The 20,443-nt window shown below is 38.6% G+C and carries 18 protein-coding genes and 1 tRNA gene; 4 read left to right on the top strand and 15 right to left on the bottom strand.

The window, feature by feature from the left end; translation table 11 throughout:
- Positions 1-51 precede the first annotated feature (51 nt).
- From eno to HCX62_RS11965, 11 genes are all read right to left on the bottom strand, one after another.
- Positions 52-1,344, bottom strand: coding sequence for a phosphopyruvate hydratase (gene eno / locus HCX62_RS12015; RefSeq protein WP_185503283.1), 1,293 nt, complete (start codon positions 1,342-1,344; stop codon positions 52-54).
- A 135-nt stretch (positions 1,345-1,479) separates the two neighbouring features.
- Positions 1,480-3,012, bottom strand: coding sequence for a 2,3-bisphosphoglycerate-independent phosphoglycerate mutase (gene gpmI / locus HCX62_RS12010; RefSeq protein WP_185639232.1), 1,533 nt, complete (start codon positions 3,010-3,012; stop codon positions 1,480-1,482).
- Position 3,013: 1 nt separating this feature from the next.
- A complete protein-coding gene (tpiA, locus tag HCX62_RS12005) occupies positions 3,014-3,769 on the bottom strand; it encodes a triose-phosphate isomerase (protein WP_009930392.1) in 756 nt (251 codons plus the stop codon).
- Between the two features lie 45 nt (positions 3,770-3,814).
- Entirely contained in the window at positions 3,815-5,005 is a 1,191-nt protein-coding gene (locus tag HCX62_RS12000) for a phosphoglycerate kinase (protein ID WP_185639231.1), read from the bottom strand.
- A gap of 134 nt (positions 5,006-5,139) precedes the next feature.
- On the bottom strand, positions 5,140-6,150 hold the full coding sequence (gene gap / locus HCX62_RS11995; RefSeq protein WP_069892171.1) for a type I glyceraldehyde-3-phosphate dehydrogenase: 1,011 nt from the start codon (positions 6,148-6,150) through the stop codon (positions 5,140-5,142).
- A 33-nt stretch (positions 6,151-6,183) separates the two neighbouring features.
- Positions 6,184-7,230 (bottom strand): sugar-binding transcriptional regulator, encoded by a 1,047-nt coding sequence (locus tag HCX62_RS11990; RefSeq protein ID WP_003732486.1) that lies wholly within the window; start codon positions 7,228-7,230, stop codon positions 6,184-6,186.
- 443 nt (positions 7,231-7,673) lie between these two features.
- Positions 7,674-9,017, bottom strand: coding sequence for an RNA polymerase factor sigma-54 (rpoN, locus tag HCX62_RS11985; protein ID WP_008948704.1), 1,344 nt, complete (start codon positions 9,015-9,017; stop codon positions 7,674-7,676).
- Between the two features lie 160 nt (positions 9,018-9,177).
- A complete protein-coding gene (locus HCX62_RS11980; protein WP_061106453.1) occupies positions 9,178-10,104 on the bottom strand; it encodes a dipeptidase in 927 nt (308 codons plus the stop codon).
- 78 nt (positions 10,105-10,182) lie between these two features.
- The gene (locus HCX62_RS11975; protein WP_185639230.1) at positions 10,183-12,345 is read right to left on the bottom strand and encodes an MMPL family transporter; all 2,163 of its coding nucleotides are present in this window, start codon (positions 12,343-12,345) and stop codon (positions 10,183-10,185) included.
- 79 nt (positions 12,346-12,424) lie between these two features.
- Positions 12,425-13,033 carry a TetR/AcrR family transcriptional regulator gene (locus tag HCX62_RS11970; protein WP_014602226.1) on the bottom strand — a complete coding sequence of 203 codons (609 nt, stop codon included), beginning with the start codon at positions 13,031-13,033 and terminating at the stop codon, positions 12,425-12,427.
- A 16-nt stretch (positions 13,034-13,049) separates the two neighbouring features.
- Positions 13,050-13,448 carry a hypothetical protein gene (locus HCX62_RS11965; protein WP_014602227.1) on the bottom strand — a complete coding sequence of 133 codons (399 nt, stop codon included), beginning with the start codon at positions 13,446-13,448 and terminating at the stop codon, positions 13,050-13,052.
- Positions 13,449-13,731: 283 nt separating this feature from the next.
- Here HCX62_RS11965 and HCX62_RS11960 point away from each other — a divergent pair, with 283 nt between their 5' ends.
- The 3 genes from HCX62_RS11960 (at position 13,732) to HCX62_RS11950 (ending at position 15,099) form a co-directional block, all read left to right on the top strand.
- Positions 13,732-14,067 carry a YjgN family protein gene (locus HCX62_RS11960; RefSeq protein WP_185639229.1) on the top strand — a complete coding sequence of 112 codons (336 nt, stop codon included), beginning with the start codon at positions 13,732-13,734 and terminating at the stop codon, positions 14,065-14,067.
- A gap of 69 nt (positions 14,068-14,136) precedes the next feature.
- A complete protein-coding gene (locus HCX62_RS11955) occupies positions 14,137-14,304 on the top strand; it encodes a hypothetical protein (protein WP_185639228.1) in 168 nt (55 codons plus the stop codon).
- 54 nt (positions 14,305-14,358) lie between these two features.
- A complete protein-coding gene (locus HCX62_RS11950) occupies positions 14,359-15,099 on the top strand; it encodes a hypothetical protein (protein ID WP_185639227.1) in 741 nt (246 codons plus the stop codon).
- A 300-nt stretch (positions 15,100-15,399) separates the two neighbouring features.
- Here the strand turns inward: HCX62_RS11950 and HCX62_RS11945 are convergent.
- Both HCX62_RS11945 and HCX62_RS11940 read right to left on the bottom strand, forming a co-directional pair.
- Positions 15,400-15,471, bottom strand: a tRNA-Arg gene (locus HCX62_RS11945).
- A gap of 119 nt (positions 15,472-15,590) precedes the next feature.
- Positions 15,591-17,027 carry a lytic polysaccharide monooxygenase gene (locus HCX62_RS11940; RefSeq protein WP_185639226.1) on the bottom strand — a complete coding sequence of 479 codons (1,437 nt, stop codon included), beginning with the start codon at positions 17,025-17,027 and terminating at the stop codon, positions 15,591-15,593.
- Positions 17,028-17,183: 156 nt separating this feature from the next.
- On the opposite strand from HCX62_RS11940, the gene clpP reads away from it, so the two are divergent.
- Positions 17,184-17,780 carry an ATP-dependent Clp endopeptidase proteolytic subunit ClpP gene (gene clpP / locus HCX62_RS11935; protein ID WP_008948713.1) on the top strand — a complete coding sequence of 199 codons (597 nt, stop codon included), beginning with the start codon at positions 17,184-17,186 and terminating at the stop codon, positions 17,778-17,780.
- A 49-nt stretch (positions 17,781-17,829) separates the two neighbouring features.
- Here the strand turns inward: clpP and bcaP are convergent, their stop codons facing one another.
- Both bcaP and namA read right to left on the bottom strand, forming a co-directional pair.
- Complete coding sequence (gene bcaP, locus HCX62_RS11930; RefSeq protein ID WP_185639225.1) at positions 17,830-19,221, bottom strand: branched-chain amino acid transporter BcaP; 1,392 nt, start codon at positions 19,219-19,221, stop codon at positions 17,830-17,832.
- Between the two features lie 180 nt (positions 19,222-19,401).
- A complete protein-coding gene (namA, locus tag HCX62_RS11925) occupies positions 19,402-20,418 on the bottom strand; it encodes an NADPH dehydrogenase NamA (RefSeq protein WP_185639224.1) in 1,017 nt (338 codons plus the stop codon).
- Positions 20,419-20,443 lie beyond the last annotated feature (25 nt).

The raw sequence follows: 20,443 nt of genomic DNA, 5'->3' as shown, positions 1-20,443 counted from the left end.
ACTCCGCGAAAATGTTACTTTTCGCGGAGTTTAGCGTTTTATTCAATCAACTTATTTTTTTAAGTTGTAGAAAGTGTCGTTACCATGGTATTCAGCAAGATCAGCCAAGTTGTCTTCGATGCGAAGTAATTGGTTGTATTTTGCAACACGGTCAGTACGAGTAGGCGCACCAGTTTTGATTTGACCAGCGTTTGTAGCTACTGCAATGTCAGCGATTGTGGAATCTTCTGTTTCACCAGAACGGTGAGAGATAACTGCAGTGTAGCCAGCGCGTTTAGCCATTTCAATTGCATCCAATGTTTCAGTCAAAGTACCGATTTGGTTTACTTTGATTAGGATGGAGTTAGCGATACCTTTGTCGATACCTTCTTTAAGTTTAGTTGTGTTAGTTACAAATAGATCGTCACCTACTAATTGAACGCGGTCACCAATACGTTCTGTAAGTAGTTTGAATCCGTCCCAGTCATTTTCGTCTAGGCCATCTTCAATAGAGATGATTGGGTATTTAGTAATCATTTCTTCATACCAAGTTACCATTTCTTCAGAAGTACGAGTTACGCCTTCACCTTTAAGTTCATATTTACCAGTTTCGCGGTTATAGAACTCACTTGATGCAGCATCCATCGCAAGTTTAACTTCTTCGCCAGGTTTGTAACCAGCATCTTTAATTGCTTGCATGATTGTTTCAAGAGCTTCTTCATTGGATTTAAGGTTTGGAGCGAATCCACCTTCATCACCAACACCAGTGTTTAAGCCTTTACCTTTAAGAACAGCTTTAAGTGCATGTAGGATTTCAGCACCCATACGTAAAGCTTCTTTAAAGTTTGGAGCTCCAACAGGCATTACCATAAATTCTTGAACGTCAACATTGTTATCAGCGTGTTCTCCGCCGTTAAGGATGTTCATCATTGGAACTGGAAGAACTTTACCGTTCACTCCGCCAAGATATTCATATAAATGTACGCCTAGTTCGTCAGCAGCAGCACGAGCAGCAGCTAAAGAAACACCAAGAATAGCGTTAGCACCTAATTTACCTTTGTTAGGTGTACCATCAAGTTCGATCATTGCTTTGTCAATTCCGATTTGGTCAGTTACGTCAAAACCGATAATTTTGTCAGCAATAATGTCGTTTACGTTTTCAACAGCTTTTAAAACACCTTTTCCAAGGTAACGAGCTTTGTCGCCGTCGCGTAATTCTACAGCTTCGTATTCACCAGTTGAAGCACCACTTGGAACTAAAGCGCGACCGAACGCACCAGCTTCAGTATAAACTTCAACCTCAACAGTTGGGTTACCGCGGGAATCTAAGACTTCGCGAGCATAAACTTCAGTAATAATAGACATTTATATTTCTCTCCTTTGTTGGGATTAATTGAACGAAATGAATATGATATTCACTTCAAATTCAAAGACCCATCCGTTTTTAAATTCGTATTTATTGTAGCTCTGTTTGCAAAAAAACTAAAGTAATAACTAAAATTATTTTTGAATTAAACTTTCGCCTGTCATTTCGGCAGGTTTTTTAACGCCAAGTAAATCAAGCATTGTTGGCGCAACGTCAGCCAGACGACCACCTTCACGCAGCGTAACACCTTTTTTCGTTACAATTACTGGAACTGGAACGGTAGTGTGCGCAGTGTGTGGTTTTCCTTCTGGAGTAGACATTGTTTCAGAGTTACCATGGTCAGCAAAGATAATAGCTGAGCCACCTTTTTCTAAAATAAGGTCTACTACACGACCAAGGTTTTCATCTACTGCTTCGATTGCCTTAATAGTTGGCTCAAGCATACCTGAGTGTCCAACCATGTCTGGATTTGCGAAGTTTAAGATAATTGCATCGTGTTTGTCGTTTTTAATGTCTTCCACAAGCGCGTCTGTTACTTCATATGCGCTCATTTCAGGTTGCAAATCGTATGTTTCTACTTTTGGCGAATTGATTAGAATCCGGCTTTCACCAGGGAATTCCTCATTTCGGCCACCATTCATAAAGAATGTTACGTGTGGATATTTTTCTGTTTCAGCAATACGCAGTTGCGCAAGGCCTTCATTAGAAAGTACTTCGCCGATAACATTTTTCATTTCAATTGGCTCGAAAGCAACTTCGGCATCAACGCTTGGGTTGTAAAGAGTCATTGTAACGAATTTGATGTTTTTAGGGTGATCTGCCCCACGGTCGAAATGATCCCATTCTTTATCAGTGAATGCATTAGAAAGTTGAATTGCACGGTCAGGACGGAAATTGAAGAAAATAACTGCATCGTTGTCTTTAACTGTTGCAACAGGTTTGCCATCTTTAGTAATGATAGCAGGAACAACGAATTCATCATTTTTGTCATTAGCATAAGAAGCTTTGACAAGTTCGATTGGATCTTCAAATTTTTCACCTTCAGCGCTTACGATTGCTTTGTATGCTTTTTCAACACGTTCCCAGCGTTTGTCACGATCCATCGCGTAGAAACGTCCAGAAACAGTAGCAATTGCGCCATAGTTTAAATCACTAATAGCTTTTTGCAGTGTTTCTAAATATTCTAAGGAAGATTGTGGAGCCACGTCGCGTCCATCAAGGAATGCATGGATATAAACGTTTTTCACGCCTTGATCTTTTGCTGTTTCTAAAAGTGCAACGAGGTGATTAATGTGACTATGCACGCCGCCGTCTGATAGTAAACCGAAAAGATGTAGGTCCGAGTTGTTTTCTTTTGTATGAGTGAAAGCATTGTTTAGGGCTTTATTCTTTTGGAATTCGCCTTCTTCAATAGCTTTATCAATACGAGTTAAGCTTTGGTAGACAATACGTCCAGCCCCGATGTTTGTATGGCCAACTTCAGAGTTACCCATTTGACCTTCTGGAAGGCCAACATCAAGACCAGCAGCTTTAAGTTCCCCGTGAGGAAAATTAGCCCAATAACGGTCAAAATTTGGTTTGTTTGCTTGAGCTACAGCATTACCTACTGTTTCTGCACGTTTACCAAAACCATCGAGGATAATAATTGCTACAGGTGATTTACTCATTTTATTTTACTGCCTCCAATAATGCTAAGAACGATGCTGGTTCTAAGCTTGCTCCACCTACAAGAGCGCCGTCAATGTCGGACTCTGCAAGATAATCAGCAATGTTTTCAGGTTTTACGCTACCGCCGTATTGAATACGAACTGCGTCCGCTGCTTTTTGAGATACAGCATCAGCAACTTCTGCACGAATAACTGCACAAGTTTCGTTTGCATCAGCGCTTGTGGAAGATTTCCCAGTACCGATTGCCCAAATTGGTTCATAAGCAATAACAGATTTGATTACTTGTTCTTCCGTTAATCCAGCAAGTGCCGCACGGATTTGACCACGTACCCAAGTATCTGTTTGACCAGCTTCACGTTGATCTAATGTTTCACCACAGCAAATGATTGGTGTCATGCCGTGTTTGAAGATTGCATGTGCTTTTTTGTTAATATCTTCGTCTGTTTCGTGGAAATACTCACGACGTTCAGAGTGTCCGATGATAACATAAGAAACACCTAAGTCAGCAAGTGCAAACGGGCTAATTTCGCCAGTGAAAGCACCTTCGTCTTCAAAATAACAGTTTTGTGCAGATACACGAAGATCAGTTCCTTCAGTAAGACGAACTAATTCTTGTAAAAATAGAGCCGGTGCAGCAACTACTGATTCAACAGCATCGCTTGATGGCACGTTATTTTTTACGTCTTCTGCAAATTGTCCTGCTTTTGCAGCAGTTTTGTTCATTTTCCAGTTACCAGCAATAATTGGTTTACGCATTTGGATAAACATCCTCTCGATATTAAAAATTATTTTTGGTTCAGCTTATTTGTCGCTAATAGAAGCAACACCAGGAAGCTCTTTACCTTCAAGATACTCTAAAGATGCACCGCCACCAGTAGAAATATGTGTGAATTTGTCAGCAAAACCTAAGTCCATAGCTGCTGCTGCAGAATCGCCACCACCGATGATAGTTGTTGCATCAGTTAAGTTTGCAATAGCTTCACAAACGCCAATTGTACCTTTAGCAAAGTTGCTAAGTTCGAATACGCCCATTGGACCATTCCATACAACTGTTTTAGCGCCTTGAAGTTCTTTTGTGAATAAGTCAATTGTAGCTTGACCAATATCTAGTCCCATTTCGTCAGCAGGCATTTTATCTGCGTCTACTGTGTGGAAAGGAACGTCGTTACTGAATTCTTTAGATACAACTGCGTCAACTGGTAATACTAATTTATCGCCAGCTTTTTCAAGTAAGCCTTTAGCAAGTTCAACTTTATCTGCTTCTAAAAGAGATTTACCAATTTCTTGACCTTGAGCTGCCATGAAAGTGAAAGTCATTCCGCCGCCAACAAGTACTTTGTCTGCTTTTGTAAGTAAGTTTTCGATAACACCGATTTTGTCAGAAACTTTCGCGCCACCTAGGATTGCTACTAGTGGACGTGCTGGATTATCAACTACACCGCCGATGAATTTAATTTCTTTTTCCATCAAAAATCCGGCCGCTGATTCTAGGTTAGAAGCGATTCCAACGTTAGACGCGTGCGCACGGTGAGCAGTACCGAAAGCGTCATTTACGAAAACGTCGCCAAGGCTAGCCCAGTATTTTCCAAGTTCTGGATCATTTTTGCTTTCTTTTTTACCATCAATATCTTCAAAACGTGTATTTTCAAAAAGAAGTACTTCGCCGTCTTTTAAATCAGCAATTGCTGCTTCAAGTTCTGGACCACGAGTAGTAGGAACGAATTTCACTTCTTTTCCAAGTAATTCGCTTAAACGAGCGGCTACTGGACGAAGAGATTTTCCTTCTTTATCTTCTTCTGTTTTTACTTTTCCAAGGTGAGAAAATAAAATTGCTTTACCGTTTTGTTCTAAGATGTACTCAATTGTTGGAAGTGCAGCTACAATACGGTTGTCGTTAGTGATTTTACCGTCTTTCATTGGCACGTTAAAGTCAACACGAACTAAAACTTTTTTGTCTTTTAAATCTAAATCAGTTACAACTTTTTTAGCCATTTAGAGTTCCTCCATTAATTTTAAAGGATTGGGGTCGCCCCCGTTATTTCAGAAAATAAGCGGAAACAATAGTGTCTCCGCTTATTCTTGTTATTGCTGATGTGACAAGCACTTCAGTAAAATTAATCTGCTAATTATTTAGCGATTTTTGCAAAGTATTCTAAAGTACGTACTAATTGAGCAGTGTAGCTCATTTCGTTATCGTACCAAGCTACAGTTTTAACTAATTGTTGATCGCCAACTGTAAGAACTTTTGTTTGAGTTTCGTCAAATAATGAACCGAAAGTCATACCTTTGATATCAGAAGAAACTACTTGATCACTAGTGTAACCGAATGTTTCTGAATCAGAAGCTGCTTCCATAGCTGCATTTACTTCGTCAACAGTAACTTTTTTGTTAAGAACTGTTACTAATTCAGTAAGGGAACCAGTTGGAACTGGAACACGTTGAGCAGCTCCGTCTAATTTACCTTTAAGTGATGGTAATACTTCACCGATAGCTTTAGCAGCACCAGTTGTATTAGGGATAATATTTTCGGCAGCAGCACGTGCACGACGGAAGTCACCTTTTGGATGTGGAGCATCTAATGTATTTTGGTCACCAGTGTAAGCGTGAATTGTAGTCATTAGACCTTCAACAACACCAAATTTGTCTTCTAAAACTTTAGCCATAGGAGCTAAACAGTTAGTAGTACAGCTTGCGCCAGAGATAACTGTTTCAGTTCCGTCTAATGTTTCATGGTTTACATTGTAAACGATTGTTTTCATGTCGCCAGTTGCTGGAGCGGAGATAACAACTTTTTTAGCGCCAGCTTTAATGTGTAATTCAGCTTTGTCTTGCGCTGTGAAGAAACCAGTACATTCTAGAACGATGTCTACTCCTAGGTCACCCCATGGAAGTTCTTCTGGGTTACGGTTAGCTAAAACTTTAACTTCTTTACCGTTTACTTTGAAGAAACCATCATGTACTTCTACTTCACCGTCAAAACGGCCTTGAGTTGTATCATATTTTAACAGGTGAGCTAACATTTTAGCGTCTGTTAAGTCATTGATTGCAACAACTTCAATTCCTTCCACATTTTGAATACGACGGAATGCTAGACGTCCGATACGTCCAAAACCATTAATACCAACTTTAACTGTCATAAGTCAATTTCCTCCTTGAAAATAGTGTTTTTTTTATTTCAAAAGGGTATTACTCCCTTTTAAAAGCGATTTTGCTGCTCCTTCATCCGTGATTAAAATCGTATTTTTTGGAGCGCTTTTCATATACGATTTGATTGCTTTGGCTTTCGATGTACCACCTGCAACAGCGATAATGTGCGGGATTTGTGCTAAGTCTTCGAATTGAAGACCGAATGTAGGAACCTTATGTACAACCTCGCCTTGTTCATCAAAATAATAACCAAATGCTTCACCAACAGCTTTACGATGGATGATTTTTTCAAGTACATCTTCGCCGGTATGTCTGCGTTTCGCCATTGCGAGCGCGTCACCTATGCCTAAAATAATAGCATTTGCGGATTGTACTAATCGTAAGCCTTCTTGAATTGCCGGTTCTTTCAGTAACGAGCGATAGGCTTCTTCGCCTAATTGCTCTGGAACATAGAGAACGCGGTGTTTCGTGTTTGTCTTTGTTGCCATCTTGTCACAAATTGTATTCGCTTGATTGTCAAGGTCTTCACCAATACCTCCACGACCGGGAACGAAAAGTAGTTCTCTGCCTTTTGCGAAATCAGTTGTCATCATTTCGGCAACAGTTGCCATTGTAGAGCCGCCCATAACTGCGACGATGTTTCTTTTTTCGGTGAGCGCCATGTCTAATTGTTCAACAGCCACACGACCCATTTCTTCGCGGACCCATGGTGTATCATCGCTATCACCTTGCACTACCAAGCATTTTTTGATTTGCAATTTCTTCGCTAATTGTTCTTCCATTGAATGTAACCCCGAAAGTTGGTTCATGACACTTTCTAAATCACGAAAAACGACCAAGCCTTCTTTTGTAACGGTCATTCCGGAAGAAGCAATTTCTACTAAACCTTGTGCTTTCAAAAATTCTACTTCACCGCGCAGGACTCGTTCACTCATGCCTAGCATTCCGGCAAGTGTTCGTCTCCCAACTGGCTCAGAAAAATAAATCGAGCGTAGGATTTGGTAGCGTTTTTGCATAATCATTAAAACGTCGGGCAATAACTTTTTCTGAATGTTAATTAAGTCTGACATTTTTAATTGCTCCTCATCTTTGGACACTTAATGACCCACTTAGTCATCTGGCGTCCCGTTAGAACTAAAAAAAGTAGAGATAGAGGTTTTCATAACTTTCAAGACTATTAAACTAGCTACTTCAGCTTGTTAACAAAGTGTCTCTCAATGTGATTTTTACCCCTTCTCTTTCTGCTTACGCTGGTGAAACTTTTTTTAATGTTCTTTAACTACCCTACGTTCCCTATTCTAACAGTCTTGGCACAAATCTTCAAGTGTTAAGTGGGACATTTATGAAATATTCACCTGAAATTTACAATTAATTTTTAAACTACAAACTTCGAAATAGGCTATATTAGTTGTTTTCCACCCCTCTTGAAAATGAAACATGCTCTTAGTAAATTTTTTATTTTAAAAAGACGTTTTTTGTCCCACATCCTAGGCGTGAGGCAAAAAAACGTCTTCTAAAATCTTTTTCTTTTGGAAGAAGAAGGGATATTTAACTCTAAACGATATTTCGCGATAGCTCTTCTTGAAACTTGAATTTCTTTTTCTGCGAGCATATCTACTATTTTTTGATCGGAAAGTGGTTTTAATTTATCTTCAGCTGCTACAAATTCTTGCACTAGCTTTTTGATAGTTGTGCTCGATATATCGCCTGCATTTTCGTTCTCGGAAGATTTCTTCTGTAACCCCGATGCAAAAAAGCGTTTTAGTTCGTATACACCTGTTGTCGTTTCCATATATTTTCCATTTACTGCCCGACTCACCGTGGACTCATGCACACCAAGTTCTTCTGCTACTTCTTTCAAAGTTAACGGTTGTAAATGCGCTGAATTATCTAGGAAATAGGCTTTTTGGTGGCTAACGATTGCCTCGCCAACTCTTTGCAACGTATTTTCGCGTTGTTCGATGCCTTTTTTAATCCAATCAAATTCACCAGCTTTTTCACGTAAAAATTGGGCGACGTCTTTTTCTTCCGTTGCTCGCATCGTTTCGTAGTAAGCTTCTTGGAAACGGACTTGCGGCAAAAATTGCTTCGCTAGTGAAACAGCAAATTCATTTTCATGTTGAAGTAAAATCAAGTCTGGAACCACATATTGAACGCGTTCAGACTCAAACTCAGAGCCTGGTTTAGGGTTTAGCGTTTGAATATAATCGGAAACTTCTTGGATATCTTGCAAACTAACATCCATTTCTGCAGCAATTATCTTCCATTTTTTCTCGGCGAATTCCGTGAAGAATTTTTGGATGACGTCATAAGCGATGTAAGGAGCATCCGGTGAGCGTTCGATTTGCAGTAAAATACATTCGCGCGCATCTCTGGCACCAACCCCAGCCGGCTCCATGCTTTGCAGTATTTCCAGCCCTTCTAAAACACTGGAATCGTCCATTAAAAGCGCCGCGCTGACATCTTTTAAATCGATTTGTAAATAACCATTGTCATTTAAACTTTCTATTAAATATAAAACGATAATTTTTTGTGTTTGTGTCACGTCCATTAAATGTAACTGCTCTTTTAGCGCATCGGCTAATGTCAGCTTATTATCGGCGATTTGTTCTAGCCAATCTGTATCATCAGAACTTCCCGAGCTTTTACGGCTACTATAGGAAAAATCTGTTGCAAAATCCGAGCCTGGAATTACTTCAATTAATGGGTTCTCGAGTGCTTTATCTTCCAAAAATGCCACTAAATCAGCTGTCGCAAATTGAAGCATTGCAATAGACTGGGACAATTGTTGCGTCATATTTAATTTCTGTGATTGCTTTTGTTGTTGCTTTTGGACGAAATTAGATTCTAAACGCACATTAAAACCTCCATTAAAAATCCGTCTGATATACACATACCAAACAAAATTCCATTTCTTGTCTTCATTATAACATGCCATTTTTCAAATTACAGCAGATTTTCTCTTAGTTCTATTTCAAAAAAAGTCCAAGTACTTCTTTCAGCACTTGGACTTTCTGTTATTTTGGTAAATGGTTTAGGAAATTGCGCGATGCAAATCCTTCAACTTCTTCTTTTGTATAGTGTTTTTCTAATGTTTGGAGGAAGCTTTGGTATTTCCCAACATTTTCAAGCCCTTTGACGTGATCCGGAATGCCATCAAAGTCTGAGCCAAAACCAATGTTTTTCAAACCGCCAAGCTCACAAATATGATCAATATGGCGAATGACATCTTCTGTATCAGCCACTCCATTGTTCGTTGTGAACAGCGGATGGAAGATAACGTGAATCATCGCATCGTGCTCAATCATCGCTTTAATCTGGTCGTCATCCAAATTTCTTGGATGAGAACAAATCGCTTTTGCGCTCGAATGACTAGCAATAACAAATTCGGCTTGCTCCAACGTTTCCCAAAAAGCTTTTACGCTCAAATGAGAAACATCCGTAAATACTTTTCTTTCATTTAAAAGATGGATAATGTCTTTTCCAAAACGCGTTAGTCCTGCGCCACGTTCTTCCATAATACCATCTGCTGCCAAATTGGCATTGTTCCACGTTAGTCCGACAGATAATACGCCACCATCAAGTAATTGCGTTAATTTATCTAAATCACGTCCAATTGGTTCAACGCCTTCTAGTGTTAGCATCGCGCCAATTTTGTCTTCAGGTAGATTTTCTAAATCACACCATTTTTTCACATGATGGATAATTCCACCTTTATGCAGTACGTGTTGTTTAAAAATATTAACTTGCTCAACCGCTTTTTTCCATTTATGTTCAACAGGGATATCTTCATCAAGAAAAATGGCAAATCCTTGCAGTAACATTTTAGCTTCTATAAGCCGTTCAAAGTTCACATCAAGTTCTTCCGCATCTTGGAAAGTATATTTTCCTTTTCCAGCCTGCAACTTGTAAAGCGCATCACAATGGGTATCAATTACTCTCATTTTCTGTCGTTCCTCCTTTTAGATACATCTATTATATACTTTTCAGAGGAATAGACAAGGAGTTTTTCATGAACATTTTCATTTTGTCATTTTATGCTGTTTACCTGGCCAAAATGCCCATTTTCCAAGGAGAACGGTAATTGACGGAACTAGGAAAGGGCGAACGATAAATGTATCAAGTAACACTCCGATTGCCGTAATTAAGCCAAATTGTACGAGAAGTTGAATTGGCAGTGTAGTTAAAACGCCAAAAGTTCCTGCTAAAATTAAGCCTGCGGAAGTGATAACCCCACCAGTTTGGCCTACACCTTCTGTAATTGCTTTTCGAAGTGGCATTTTCTTGCTGTTTTTCCAGATGCTAGAAATCATAAAGATATTGTAATCTTCTCCGAGTGCGACGATAAAGACAAAAGCATAGAGCGGAATTAAGCCAGAAATTGCCTCTACACCCATTGCGTAATGGATAATGACCCAACCAAGTCCGAGCGCTCCAACGAACGATAACAGAACCGTTGCCACGAGGTAAAGCATTGCTGTAATTGAACGTAAATAGCATAGAAGTAAAATCGCAATCAAAGCAATAACAAGCGGAATAATCACTTTTTCATCATGCTCGGTCACCGCGCGATCATCATATTGCGTTGCTGTTTGTCCGGCGATGTATACGTCATTTCCTTTGTCGGCAGCGGCGCGAACTTTTGGTACGACATCCATCGCTTCATTACTATAAGGATTATCTTTTAAAATGAGCGTATATTTTTGATAGCCCTTGCTTCGTTCAGGTCCAGTAACTGATGCAACCCCGTCCACATTTTCAAGCGAACTCTTCATCGATTCTTTGGAGTTCACAACTACTTCCATTGGCGCAAGCATACCGGCACCGAAATGGTCGCTAATGAGTGTAAAACCTTCCCTAGATGGCATATCTTCTGGGAACGTCGAAAGTGTATCATATGTGTATTTAACTTGGGTCGTAAAAATCCCACAGCCAATTAGAATAATTAAGGTGATAATCAAAATGCGAATTGGATGTTTCGCGGACATTTCACCAATTTTATGCCAAAAACGGTTTTCTTTGTGGTGTTTTGGTGTTTTGCCTTTTTTCTTCGCGCGATTTTCTTCCATTTCTACTGTTCTTGGGACAAATGGCCAGAATGAAACGCGTCCAAATATACCTAGAAGTGCTGGTACAAGTGTAAGCGAAGAAATCATCATAATGAAAATTGCTAGGCTAAATGGTACGGCGAAATTATGGAATGAACCGTATTCTGCGGCTAATAGTAACAAAAGTGCCGCCATTACAGTCAAGCCACTAAGCGCAATCGCACCTGCTGTCCCGCTGAACGCTTCTTTAAATGCTTGGAACCTGTTTTTCTCGGTGTGCAAATGGCTGCGGAATCTGGATATCAAGAATAAACAATAATCAGTTCCGGCACCAAATAGCAGTACGGTCATTATCGAGAGTCCCTGTGATCCGTAAGTGATAATACCTTCTTTCGCAAGCAAACCAAGAATCGGCGTAATGACCAAATACGCAAAACCAACGGCAATTAAAGGAATTAACGCTAAAATTGGCGAACGATAAATCACTAATAAAAAGACCAGGACAAGTAAAACAGTCCCAATTAATAGCGAAACATCGGCGTCTTTAAATAGTCCACTCGCATCCACGCTAATACCAGCCGGCCCTGTTGTCCGAGCAACGAGCGTGTCATCCGCTGATACTTTTTTCGTAAATGGATCTTCGCCAATCGTTGTTTTAGCAGCTGATTCAAGTTGTTTGAAACTTTCCGCTAGTTGATCCGATGTAGCGCTATCTTTCATAATAATCGTTTGAATAAAAGTAGTTCCGTCTTTCGAAACTTGCTGTTTTAGTGCAACTGGAGGCATTTTATCGTATGGAACCGCCATTTTTTGATAATCTACTGGATTTTCGGTTAGTTCTTTGCTGTACTTTTGAATATTCATTAAGTCTGCTGTCGTCAAGCCAGTCGAGCGATACCAAGTGATAAGCGCTGGTACCCCATCCGTTCCCGCAAATTTGTCATCAATTAATTTTTGCGCAACGACAGAAGGTTCTGAGTTAGGTAAATCTTTCGCCGCATCATCTTTGTAATCAGCCGCTTTTGGAAAGAATAACTGTAAAATAATAATAGCGATAATCCACAGACCTAATGTTATAAATCTACCTTTCTTGCCGCCAACTCCACCGGCTATTTTACTTAAAAATCCATCTTTCATTAGAAATCCCCCTTTAGTTTGCTCGTTTTTTTCGTTTATCATTTGATAAGTGAAACTACAAAAAAAGAAGCACGCTAAATTATACCTCTTTTTTGCATATACCAAACATCATTAAGTTGATTAATTCATCGATTTGTTCCGCAGTCGTTTGCTTTTGCGCAAAGCTACCTTTCCCAGAAAAAAGTGGGCTAATAGTCGACAAACAGTATCGCGCAGCCGTTTCAGCGCTAACACCAGTCCGCAGTTCGCCGGCATTTTCTAATCGTTCGAAAAAGGCTTGAAATGGCTCTAGATAAGTTTGCTGCCATAATTTATATAATAAAAACTGATTTTCTGGCTTCATTTCATTGAGAATATCATGGATCATTAATAAAATATTGGTCGGATGTTCCTCAATTAACATGATTAACATATCGTGCAATTGTTCCTCTTTCGCTTTTTCCGTCTGCATAATCGGATGCATTTCCACCTGAATATTTTGCGTCAATTCACGAACCACTTCAATATAAAGCGATTCCTTATCTTCAAAATGGTGATACAGTGCCGGTTGGGTAATTTTGGCAAGTTTAGCTATTTCTCTTGTAGAAACTGCCCGGTAACCTTTTTCCATAAATAAATCACGTGCTGTATCCAGTATTTTTCTTCTTGTTATCCCTAGTTCTTCTGCCCGAGTTCGCTTCTTTTCCATCATCACCCCACCTTTCTTATTTTTTTGCAGTTAGTAATGGAAGGTTTTTATTAATGAGCTTTTCCAACGTTTCCTTATGCCACTTACGACCAAGAACCCGCTTACTAACAAGGTATTTTCCTTCCTCAAGCTCACCTTCTTCGGTCACTGCACGAATATGTAGCCGATACACCAATTTCTTTTTCTCAAGCGCAATTTGCTGAACCGTCTTCCCATCCAAAAAGTGCATTTCCGCATCACTTAATTTAAATACAAACGTAAAAATCCCAGCTTCCGTAAAAGCGAGAATAAGCGAGTGCCTTCCTCGCATATGAGGCCCTGCGTACAAAAAATCAATCGTTTGAACGGTTAAATTATTATCCGCACTGTATGTTCTTACTTCTTTTTCCAATCGCTCTTTCAAACTTGCAGCCAAAATAAGCGCCTCCCTTGATGATTAATATTTTACCAGAAAATGGTGGGTTGAAGTAGGGAAAGTTTTCTGTAGCGTAAAAAAGATAAATGCAGATTTAAGATACTTATAATATTTTCAAATAAAAGGTAGCATATATGCGATATTTTGATATGAGAGAACAGATAAAATGTATAATTGTGAAATTGAATACTATATCACACATACTAGCAAGAAAGTTAGTTTCTTAAATCCCCAATCCCGTTGTTAATAAAATTAGCTTATTATATGGAAAGTAGGTAATAAAATGGAGGAAATAAAAAGAATCGAGACATGGAGAGGTAACACAAACTTCTTTGATGGTGGTTTAGGAGAATATATTGGTTGGAAAGTTCTGGGCTTCATAGTGACACTTTTCACAATAGGAATTTGTTATCCTTGGGCTTTATGTAAGGTTTATGGTTGGAAAATAAATCACACTGTTATCGATGGACAACGTTTAGAATTCCAAGGACGTGCTGTAAACCTTTTTAAACACTGGTTTAAATGGTGGTTTTTTGCATGTATTACTTTTGGATTCTATAACTTCTGGATTTTCATTAAACTTGAAGATTGGAAAGTAAAAAATACGATTTTTAAGTAACCTAAAAATTATACCTCAAAGCATGGAAGAAAAAAGAAAAACACATGTGAACGAAAGGGAAATAAACATATGAAAACTTTAGATGAACTGGTCATGCAACATGATATTGTGATTCTAGAACATGAATTAACTTTGTGTTTATTTATTTTAAAAAAGGAGATTTTCATAGTTATTGATAGTAGATTAAGTAAACGCGAAAAGTTAGATGGCATCGCATTACTTTTGAATAAAATATAACTATGTAACCACGTTGCGGCCGCAATGTAGGTGCATAAAAAGGGAGTTTGTAATATGAAAAAAGGGATACTTTTAATTACGGGATTTATGTTAGCTTTTAATATTTTATTAGTTGGATGCGGAAATAACAAAAATGACATCCAAGTCACGGATACTAACGATAAAAGTAATTTTGATGAAAAAGAAGAAGCTCAAATGAAATTAACAGAAACAGAAATCACTCCAAATGATAAAGGCAACTATAGTATCATAGGCATAGTAGATAAAGATGCATCTGTTTATATTGACTCGGAAGAAATGGAAGTTAGTTCAACTGGAATGTTTGCGACTGCTAGCAACTACACTGGTTCAGAAGAAATTCAATATACAGTTACTGCGAAAGAACCTGGAAAGGTCGATAACATACAAATCGTAACTATACTTCCTCCGATTTTAAAAGATTACAGTGTTGGCGATTCGCAAGAGCTTGGTGGAGTAAAAGTCACTTTAATTAACGTTGAAAAAACTAGTGATAGAAATCAGTTTGATGATACTAATCCAAAAAATGTAGTAAAAATTAGCTATAAAGTTGAAAACAACTCTGGCTCTGAGTATTTTGTTACTTCAGATATTGATGTATATGACGCTAACAGTACACTAGGTACGAGATATCCACTTGAAAACACGACCGGAAAAATACCTAATGGGAAAAATATGAATGCAGAATTTAACGCTGGAGTTAACGAAAGCGGAAATATTGAAATTGTCTTCAATTTATTTTCTGATGCAAGCTTAACTTTTCACGCAAAAATTTAAAAAAGAACATACGTGTAAAAGAAGTGTTCTACCTGACCAATATTGTAAAAACTGAAACTGGATGGAAATATAACATTTCATATAAGGAAGCAAGAAAATTATAAAGCAAGAGTTAATCTCCAAAAAAATCAGCTTAATTAGTAGCTTCGGAAATGGAAGGAAAATTACATCGTGGCGTCGACATAAACGCAAGAGAAGAAAATTAATGATTTTTAAATCTTTTTGTACTTTGTTTAAAATTTGAAAAACAAAAAAGCACTATAAACATTGTATTACCAACGTTTATAATGCTTTTCATTATGCCCTCGGAGGGAATCGAACCCCCATTTTAAGAACCGGAATCTTACGTGCTATCCGTTGCACCACGAGGGCTTTATGTAGGTTAGAAATGCTTACCGTACGAATAATAATTATAGCGAAATTCCTAGGGTTTTACAAGTTTTATTTTATTTGAAAAAGCCAGCGCATCCGTAGATTTGCTGGCTCGGATATTAATTTACTAATGTCCAAATGGAAGAGCTGTCTGGTTTTGCGCCTCTAACCCACCATTTTGCTTGGTACGTTTTGCCGTTATAAATGACTTTGTCTCCGCCGTTGTAGGCTTTTAGAGAATTCCAGGCTTGGATTTCTGTGCTTTCATTTTTCCAAGCGTCACTTGTGTCTGGTGTGTTACCTTTTGTCCACCACTTCGCTGTATATGGAACGCCTTTATAATAAATTTGGTCGCCAGCGTAGTAAATTTGATCCGCTTTCCATGTGTTCATTGGATCTAGTGGTTTCGTTTTAACAGTGATTTCGTTACTTACTAACGAACGATTTCCTGATGTGTCTACTGCATAAACTTTATATTTATAGCTTGTATTGCTTGCTAGCTTTGTATCTTCAAACATTGTTTTTGTTGATGTTGCGATTTTTGTATTATTACGATATAGTTCGTAGTTTTTCACTTCCACGTTATCTGTGGATGCTTGCCAACAAAGAGCAATCGTTGTATCTGTTTGTGCGTGCGACATTAAGCTTTTTGGTGCAGTTGGCGCTTCGTTATCCACTGCTGGAGCTTCTTTTGTGGTTACTTTAATGCTATTACTTAATGTTGATTTATTTCCACCAAAATCTTTTGCGCGAACGGTATAAGTGTAGGCGGTACTTGAGTTTACAGTTGTATCTTCATAAGAAGCTACTTGGCTTTCTCCGATTACTTGTCCGTCACGTAAAATTTCATAACCTTTAATTCCAATATTATCTGTTGAAGCAGTCCATGTTAGACTTACTTTTTTCGGCGTAGTAGTTCCAGCTAAATTAGTTGGAGCTGTTGGCGCTTCGTCGTCAGCAACTGGCACTACATCAGAATTGATGATGTTTGCGTCAATAACTTGGTAAAACGCATTACCTGTATCAGCGATTGTCCAAACGCCAAGGATTACATAGTATCCTGAACGGTCATTTGGAATATTAATTTCTTGTGTCGCTAGAGTTCCTGGAGCACTTCCATCAGCTGCAATCGTTGCTAATGGTTCTAATGATGCTCTAGTCAGTGGCGCATTCGGGTCCCAACCTTTTTTAGTAATAAAATATTGCCAACCACTTGTTCTATGTGGCGCTGTCAATGTCCATTCAACTGTTAGTGGGCCAGACTCAATATCTACTTTTGCCCAACGAGTTGCTGTTTGGGCGTCTAAAAGTGAGTATTTGCCTCCGCCTGCGATTTTTCCATCAGCAGGTCCACTTACTGGGAAACCTTTTGGAGCTTCTACACTTTGTGGTTCAAATTGCGCTGCTCCAACCCCTACGTTGATCCCTTTGTTTGCTAAATAAACGCGACTTGCTGGCTTTGATATGTATCCATGAGCTGAAGCAGTTGTTTGGAAAAGAACTATAGCTAACGTAAACACAGCAAAAAACATTCCAATTTTTGAAAATTTCTTCATGATGCACCTTCCTTTCAGTATAGTTAATTATACCTTTTTGTTAAATTTTATTGAAATAGTTTGCCTGAGACTTTATCGTTTGACCTAGTTTGACCATTCGTGTATGATATAAACAAAGCTAATTTAAAATATACATTTAACAGGAGGAATCTTGATATGAACTTAATTCCAACAGTAATCGAACAAACTAGCCGCGGTGAACGTGCATATGACATTTATTCCCGTTTATTAAAAGACAGAATTATTATGTTAGGCTCAGCAATTGATGATAACGTGGCAAACTCCATCGTTTCTCAATTATTATTTCTAGACGCGCAAGATCCTGAAAAAGATATTTTCTTATATATCAATTCTCCAGGCGGAAGTATTTCAGCTGGTATGGCCATTTACGATACAATGAATTTCGTTAAAGCGGACGTACAAACAATTGGTATGGGTATGGCTGCCTCGATGGGATCATTCCTATTAACAGCTGGAGCAAGCGGTAAACGTTTTGCGCTTCCAAACGCTGAAATCATGATTCACCAACCACTTGGCGGTGCTCAAGGTCAAGCAACAGAAATCGAAATTGCAGCTCGACACATTTTAAAAATCAAAGAACGTATGAATACAATTATGGCTGAGAAAACTGGCCAACCTTATGAAGTAATTGCTCGTGATACAGATCGTGATAACTTCATGACTGCACAAGAAGCAAAAGATTATGGCTTAATTGATGATATCATTGTTAACAAATCTGGCTTAAAAGGGTAATCAATAAAAAAGAGGTTTTGCATTTCGCAAAACCTCTTTTTTTATTACCTTATTTTATACGAAGCGCTGAATGTTTTCTTCCGTAGAAAAGATATACTATAATTCCAAGTACAAACCAAATAGCAAAAGCAATCCAAGTCGTTTTCGATAAATTAAGCATCAAATACACACAAAGCAAGAAGGAAAGTGCTGGTACTACAGGATAAAATGGTGTTTTAAATCCTTTTTGATTCAAGTCTGGATTTCTTCGTAAAAAGAAAATCCCAATAGAAACCATCGCAAAGGCAAACAATGTACCGATATTAATTAACTGCGCTAAATCTGCCATTGGTACGATGGAAGCAATAAGCCCCATCACAGTGGCAAAAATCATCGTATTTCTAACAGGTGTATCATTTTTGCTGATTTTTGAAAATGATTTAGGTAATAATCCGTCACGCCCCATTGCGAATAACAATCGCGTTCCACCATAAGACATTACTAGAACAACCGTTGTCATCCCAACAATCGCCCCAACAGAAAGTAATCCAGCAATCCAGTTTTGATTAATCGCTTGAAGTGCAAATGCAACTGGTGCGCTAACTCCAACTAAATCAGTGTATGGTACAACGCCCGTAAGAACCGCTGAAAGTAGAATATAAAGCAATGTACAAACTGCCAGTGAAGCGATAATCCCGATTGGCATATTTTTTTGCGGATTTTTCACTTCTTCTGCCGCGCTTGAAACAGCATCAAAGCCAATATACGCAAAGAATACCGTCGAAGCACCCGTAATGACTCCTTGCACACCAAACGGCAAGAATGGCGTCCAATTATCTGGCTTAACATAAAATGCACCTACTAAAATAAATAACACAACAACCGCAATTTTCACTAAAACCATGATATTATTTACTCGCGTAGATTCACGAATTCCAAAACTAAGTAAAATACCAATTACCATAACAACGGCAAATGCCAGTAAATCAAAATACGTTCCCGCACTTGGATCATAAGCTGATGAAATAGCTTTTGGAATATGTAAGTCAAATCCTGCTAGTAAACTTTTCATATAGGATGACCAGCCGCTTGCAATTGCCGCTACAGCCAAGCCATATTCCAAAATAAGCGACCATCCTAAAATCCACGCTACCCCTTCGCCAAAAACATGATAGCTATACGTATATGCACTACCAGCAACTGGTAATTTAGAAGCAAATTCCGAATAACAAAGCGCCGCCAAACAGCAAGCAATTCCCGCAATAATAAATGAAATAATAATTCCTGGTCCTGCAATGACAGAAGCTACCTGCCCTGGAAGAATAAATATCCCTCCCCCAACAACCGCACCGACTCCAAGCATCGTTAAATCAAATGCTCCTAACGTCTTGTTTAAATGATGTTTGTCTGTCGCTGGGTTATGAAAACTCTTTTTTCTGAAAAAAGAATTAACTTTCGTCATAAAGATTCCTCCTTTTTTAATTCCAATTTTCAGTTAATTTGTTTGTGTATGTTTAAACTAACTTGAAAACTATTATTTATGGTAACATAAACAGGCTAAAAAATATACAACATTTGTAGATTTTTGTTTAAAAAAAGGCAAAAAAAGCTTGAAACCCTCAAAAAGGATTTCAAGCTTTTTTTATTTCCAAGCCCGCGAATATTGTTTCGGAGCTTCTATTGTTTCGCCTAATTGTTTGGCCGCATCTTTAGCAAAATAAGGATTTCGTAATAATTCACGACCAACAATAATTAAATCCGCTCGTTCGTTGCATAAAATTTCTTCCGCTTGCTCGCCTCGTGTAATAAGTCCGAGCGCCCCGGTCGCAATACCAGCCCCGCGACGAATTTCATCAGCAAAGGGAACTTGATACCCTGGGAAAACTGGTGGTGCTACATTAACTAAACCACCTGTACTAACATCAATCAGTTCCACACCATCCGCTTTCATCCATTTAGCAAAAGGAATATGGTCTTCTAATTGCAAGCCACCATGCGCATAATCCGTTGCAGATACACGAACGATAATTGGACCGTCCCATACTTCTTTCACAGCTTTTATAATATCGCTTAGAACTTTATAACGATTACCAGCAGGGCCACCGTAATTATCTTCGCGGCGGTTCGTAATTGGTGATAAAAATTGATGGATTAGATAGCCATGCGCAGCGTGAATTTCAATGACATCAAAGCCAGCTTCTTTTGCACGGTATGCAGCACGTTTAAAATCAGCCACCACTTCTTTAATCGCTTCTTTCGTCAGTTCTACTGGTTTGTCCGATTTTTCATCAAAAGCAATAGCAGAAGGAGCGACAATTTCACCGGGCAAAACAGCTTTTCGGCCAGCATGCGCTAATTGAATTCCAGCTTTTGCTCCGTGATAATGCAAACCATCCACTAATTTTTTTAAAGCTGGAACTTGCTCGTCATTCCATAATCCTAAATCAAATTCAGAAATACGACCTACTTCTTGAACAGCCGTAGCTTCTAAAATAACAAGTCCTGTACCGCCAGCTGCTCGGGAAACATAGTGTGCAAAATGAAAATCTGTCGCGATCCCGTCTTTATTTTCTACTGAATACATACACATTGGTGACATAACAATTCTGTTTTTTAGCGTTACATCTTTTAATTTATATTCTGAAAATAATTTTGACATTCTAATTCGCATCCTTTTCTTTTAA

It is taken from the genome of Listeria swaminathanii (genome assembly GCF_014229645.1).
GTDB classification, from domain to species: Bacteria; Bacillota; Bacilli; order Lactobacillales; family Listeriaceae; genus Listeria; species Listeria swaminathanii.
This window is presented reverse-complemented; position numbering and strand designations above follow the sequence as displayed.